General features: G+C 73.7%; 4 protein-coding genes. All 4 read right to left on the reverse strand.

Features of this window, described 5'->3' with window-relative positions; all coding sequences use genetic code 11:
* Positions 1–188 precede the first annotated feature (188 nt).
* Positions 189–647, reverse strand: coding sequence for a pyridoxamine 5'-phosphate oxidase family protein (locus tag OMK64_RS19615; protein ID WP_272730037.1), 459 nt, complete (start codon positions 645–647; stop codon positions 189–191).
* Between the two features lie 330 nt (positions 648–977).
* Positions 978–1814 carry an alpha/beta fold hydrolase gene (locus OMK64_RS19620; RefSeq protein ID WP_272730038.1) on the reverse strand — a complete coding sequence of 279 codons (837 nt, stop codon included), beginning with the start codon at positions 1812–1814 and terminating at the stop codon, positions 978–980.
* Between the two features lie 116 nt (positions 1815–1930).
* On the reverse strand, positions 1931–2566 hold the full coding sequence (locus OMK64_RS19625) for a TetR/AcrR family transcriptional regulator (protein ID WP_272730039.1): 636 nt from the start codon (positions 2564–2566) through the stop codon (positions 1931–1933).
* Positions 2567–2760: 194 nt separating this feature from the next.
* A partial coding sequence (locus OMK64_RS19630; protein WP_272730040.1) for a rhamnogalacturonan lyase family protein occupies positions 2761–4935 on the reverse strand: 2175 nt, incomplete at its 5' end.

Raw genomic sequence — 4935 nt, forward strand, 5'->3', positions numbered from 1 at the left:
CACGGGCGGCATCACGCCGACGACGACGCCGACGACGACGCCGACGAGCACCCCGACGTCGACGCCCACGAGCACCCCGACCAGCACACCGACCCCGACGCCGACGACCACCCCGCCTGACGGCGACCCGCAGCCGCCGAGGTCCCCACCCCGGCACCTCGGGCGTGGCCTCGTCCCGGCCGCGAGGGTCAGGGGTGCGTGCGCCAGGTGCCGTCGCGGAGGATCGTGCGATTCGCGAGCTCGTTCGCCTCGCGCCACGCCTGGACGGTCCGCGGCCGGGCGCGGAACCACGTGTACTCCTGCGGCTCGGCGCGCGGGTCGAAGCCGGTCGCCGCGGCGAACGCGTCGCCGACGTCGTCCGGGACGGTGTCCGACGCCTCGACGTCCGCGTCGACGAGCACGACGTCGCGCGTCTGCCCGAGCGCGAGGCGGGCACGGCCGGTCGCGACGAGGTTGCGGGCGGTCGGGGACGCGGCGGTCGTCGAGAGGAGGATCGACTCCCCGTCCCAGAGGAAGGACAGCGGCACGAGGTACGGCTGCGCGTCGGCGTCGGCGGTCGCGAGCCACAGGTCGACGTCGGTGCGGAGACGGTCGAGCGTGTCGGCGACGCGCTGCTCAGCGCTCCGGGCGGCGGGCGTCTCGGTCATCGCGCTCCTCGTCGACGTGGGACGGCCCGAGCAGCCCGCCCGACGGCCTGAGTCTGGCAGACGACGGCACCGGCGCCCGTCCCGCGCACGACATCCGCTGCAGCCGACTCTCGGCGTCACGCCTGGACGCCGTCGTCTCGCCCCCGTTCGTCGCCGCGTCCACCTCTCACCCCCTCCCGGCCACCGCTCCCGGGGCCCCCCGACCACCAGCCCTCGCGTCCTCTCGCCCCTCTCCCGCGAGCTCGTCACCCGGTGCCGAGTTCGTCAGCTCGAGCTGGCGGACTCGGCTCGAACCGACGAACTCGGCGAGGTCATGCCGGGGGGGCGAGCTCAGGCGGTGGTGACGTGTGCGACGACCTCGGCGACGACGTCCGGGTCGCGGAGGATGCGACGGTGCCCGAGGCCGGTGGTCGTGACGAGGCGCGCGCCGGGCCACGACCGCGCGAGGCGCTCGCCGTCGGCGTGGTGCGCCTCCTTGTCCTGCGTGTCGTGCACGACGAGCGCCGCGGGGAGCGGCCGGCCGAACTGCGCGACGCCACGCGCGACGTCGAAGTCGCTGAGCGGGCGCCCGGCCCGTCGCTCCATGAGCGCGAGGAACCGCCGCCGGGTCGACTCGCTGAACCCGAGCACCTCGGCGAAGTCCCGCGTGTAGGGCAGGGGGTCGGCCATGGGGGCGACGAGCGCGACGCGGCCGGCGGTGAGCCCGTCGAGGAGCGCGAGCGTCGTGGTGCTGCCGCCGAAGGAGTGCGTGACGATCGCGTGCGCGTCGCCGCGGGCGGCGACCACGGCGGCGAGCGTCTCGGCCATCTCGGGCATGGTCGCCTGCCGGGGTCCGAACTCGCCGGGGCCCGACTCGCCGTGGCTGAGCGCGTCGAACGCGACGACCTCGTGACCCGCGGCGACGAGCGGCTCGACGAAGGCGGCCAGCTGGCCACGGTGCCCGCCCCACCCGTGCACGAGGTAGACGCGCGGCCCGCTCCCCCACGTCTGCCCGACGACGTGCCCGCGGCCGACCGGCAGCGTCCAGGGAGTGCCGCCGGGGATCGTCGCCGTGCGGCGTGTTCCGCTCGGTCGGCACCAGAGGAAGAGAGCGGCGCGGGCGACGAGAACGGGGGCGACCCGGTCGGTGACGCGGAACGCCGTGCGGAGCGCGCGTGGAGGACGCACGTGCGAACGAACGGTCGTGCTTTTCTGGACATCTACCGCGGTCATTGCGTGCTCCTGACGTCGAGAGTCGGACGGGTCGGACGGGTGTCGGACGGGGCCGGGCGGGGCGGCCGCGGTCAGCGGCCGGGCGCAGCAGCGTGGCCGGCGACGGCGAGGTCGTCCGCCGGTGACGTGCTGATGCCCGCGAGCAGCCGCTCGAAGGCGTCCCGGGTCCGGCGCTCGGCCGCCGGGTCCCGCAGCAGGCGGTGCGCGTGGAAGTGCCCGAGCATCACGCCGTACAGGTCGTGCGCGAACTGCTCGGGCGACAGGTCGTCGCGGAACTGCCCCTCCTGGACGCCCGCGCGGTACATCTGGGTGATCGAGTCCACGAGGTCGCGGTGGTCGCGCACGAGCTGGTCGCGCACCGGCCCGGGGTCGTCGTCGAACTCGGTGGCGGCAGACACGAACAGGCATCCCGCGGCGCTGGCCTGCGACGTCGCGAGCCAGTGCTCGAACAGCGCGCGCACCCGCGGCTCGCCGCGCGTCGTCGCGAGCGCCGGCCGGACCACCTCGTCGACGAAGCTCTCCCGTGCCCGGGCCAGCACCGCGAGCTGCAGCGCCTCCTTGGAGCGGAAGTGCGCGAAGAGCCCGCTCTTGGACATCTCGGTGGCGGTCGCGAGCGAGCCGATCGTCAGGCCGGCGATGCCGAGGCGCCCGGCGATCTCCACCGCGCGGTCGACCACTGCCTGCCGCGTCGCATCACCCTTGCCCATGTCGCAGTTCTAGCACGATCGTGCGGCGATCGGGAAGCCCGTCGCACGCACGCGAGACGGCCCGCCCGATGAGGTCCGGGCGGGCCGTCGTCGTCCTCGTGCGTCCGACGTCCGACGTCGGGCGTCGACGCCCGGGCGCGTCAGCCGTCAGCCGTGTGTCGTCGCGCGCCTCGCGCCCCGCGGCGACTGCGGCGTCAGCGCAGGTACACGTTCGGCTTCGCGGGCAGCGTGAACGGCGAGCCAAGGAAGAAGCCGGGGTGCGGCGGCTGGTTGTACGCGGTGTTCTGCCACGCGATCGCGACGCGGTACTGCTGGTCGTGCAGCAGGGTCCACAGCCGCGTGTCGGTCGGGACGGGCGTCGCGTAGATCCGCAGCGCGCTGTCGTCGGACGTCGGCCAGATCACCTCCTCGCGCCAGTCGCCGAGGATGTCGCCGGACAGCGTCGGCGTCGCCTTCGTGCCGTTGTTGCTGTGCACGCCGGAGCCGGTCAGGAGCCGTGCGTCGCCACCGGTGCCGTACTTGTCGATCCGGGTCTGGTCGAGCAGCTCACGCGTCGTGTCACCGTCCCACCAGGCCAGGAAGTTCGCCGACGACGGCTTGCGCGCGACGCCCGTGCCTGACGTGTTGCGCAGCTGCGAGTCCGACGACGACCAGGACTCGGTCCCCGCCGACCCGGCCCAGATGTCACCCGAGACGCCGCGGCCGTTGTCCGTCCCCGACGGGGTGCTCCACAGGATCTGACCCGTGCGCGCGTCCGCCATCCAGGAGTCCGGCTGGCTCGTCGACTCGGTGACCTTGTAGTACTCGAGGCCCGGCCGGCTCGGGATCAGGTCGCCGACGTGCCCGGCGTCGCCGTGCCCCGTCCGGTTGGTCCACAGACCCCTGCCGTCGTCGTCGATCGCGGCCGCGCCGTACAGGATCTCCTGCCGGCCGTCGCCGTCGACGTCGGCGACCGAGAGGGAGTGGTTGCCCTGCCCGGCGTAGGCGCTGTTGCCCGACGCGTTCGAGTCGAACGTCCACCGCCGCGTGAGCGTGCCGTTCCGGTAGTCCCAGGCGACGACGACGGCCCGCGTGTAGTAGCCGCGCGCCATGATGATCGACGGCCGCACGCCGTCGAGGTAGGCGGTGCCGGCGAGGAACCGGTCGACGCGGTTGCCGTACGAGTCGCCCCAGCTCGACACCGTCCCGCGCGGCGGCACGTAGTCGGTCGTCGCCGCGATCGCGCCCGTCTGGCCGTGGAAGACGGTGAAGTACTCGGGCCCGGACAGGACGTAGCCCGAGGAGTTGCGGTGGTCGGCGCTCGCGTTGCCGATCACCTGACCGGTGCCCGACCGGGTGCCGTCGGCCGTCTTGACGGCGACCTCGGCCTTGCCGTCCCCGTCGTAGTCGTAGACCTGGAACTGCGTGTAGTGCGCGCCCGCGCGGATGTTGCGGCCGAGGTCGATGCGCCACAGACGGCGCCCGTCGAGCTCGTAGGCGTCGAGGAACACGTTGCCCGTCACACCCGACTGCGAGTTGTCCTTGGCGTTGGTCGGGTCCCACTTGAGGACGACCTCGAGCCGGCCGTCGCCGTCGAGGTCGCCGACCGAGCCGTCGTTCGCGACGTAGTCGGACCCCGGCTTGCTGATCGGCACGTCGAGGTAGCCGTTCGCGAACGTCAGGGACGCCTCGGAGGCGGCCTGCTCGGTGCCGTTCACGACGGCCCGGACCGTGTACGACGCGCTCGCCGAGGCCCCCGCGTCGAGGTAGCTCGTCGCACCCGTGAGCGGCGACGCGTTCACCTTCGTCCCGCCGCGGTACAGGTTGAAGCCGGTCGACGCGGGCTCCGTGCCGAGCAGCCGCCACTGCACGAGGTTCCCCGACCCGCTGCGGACGCTGATGAGCCCGCGGTCGAGGTCCTCGGCCTGCCATGCGCCCGACGGCGGCGGGGTGGTCGTCGGCGTCGGGGTCGGTGTGCTGGTCGGGGTGCTCGTGGGCGTCGACGTCGGGGTGCTCGTCGGCGTCGTCGTCGGCGTCGTCGTCGGCGTGATGCCGCCCGTGCAGGTCGTGCCGTTGAGTGCGAACGACGTCGGCGCGGGGTTGGCCGTGCCGTTCCACGCGCCGTTGAAGCCGAACGACACGCTGCCGCCCGCCCCGACCTGCGCGTTGTACCCGGCGTCGCGGACGCTGACGTTCGAGCCGGACTGCGTCGCGGTGCCGTTCCATGCCTGCGTGACCGTCTGGCCCGCAGCGAACGCCCATGTCAGCGTCCAGCCGTCCAGGGAGTCGCCCAGGTTGTCGATCTTCACGTCGGCACCGAAGCCGGTGCTCCACTGGTTCGTCACGGTGTACGTCACGCGGCAGCCCACGGCCGCCTCGGCGCCGGCTGC

The sequence above is a fragment of the Cellulomonas fimi genome (assembly GCF_028527925.1).
Taxonomy (GTDB): Bacteria; Actinomycetota; Actinomycetes; order Actinomycetales; family Cellulomonadaceae; genus Cellulomonas; species Cellulomonas fimi_C.

What these genes read in the sequence shown, in the direction of transcription:
- OMK64_RS19615 (WP_272730037.1), bottom strand. Translation starts at nt 647, where the DNA reads ATGACCGAGACGCCCGCCGCCCGGAGCGCTGAGCAGCGCGTCGCCGAC.
- OMK64_RS19625 (WP_272730039.1), bottom strand. Translation starts at nt 2,566, where the DNA reads ATGGGCAAGGGTGATGCGACGCGGCAGGCAGTGGTCGACCGCGCGGTG.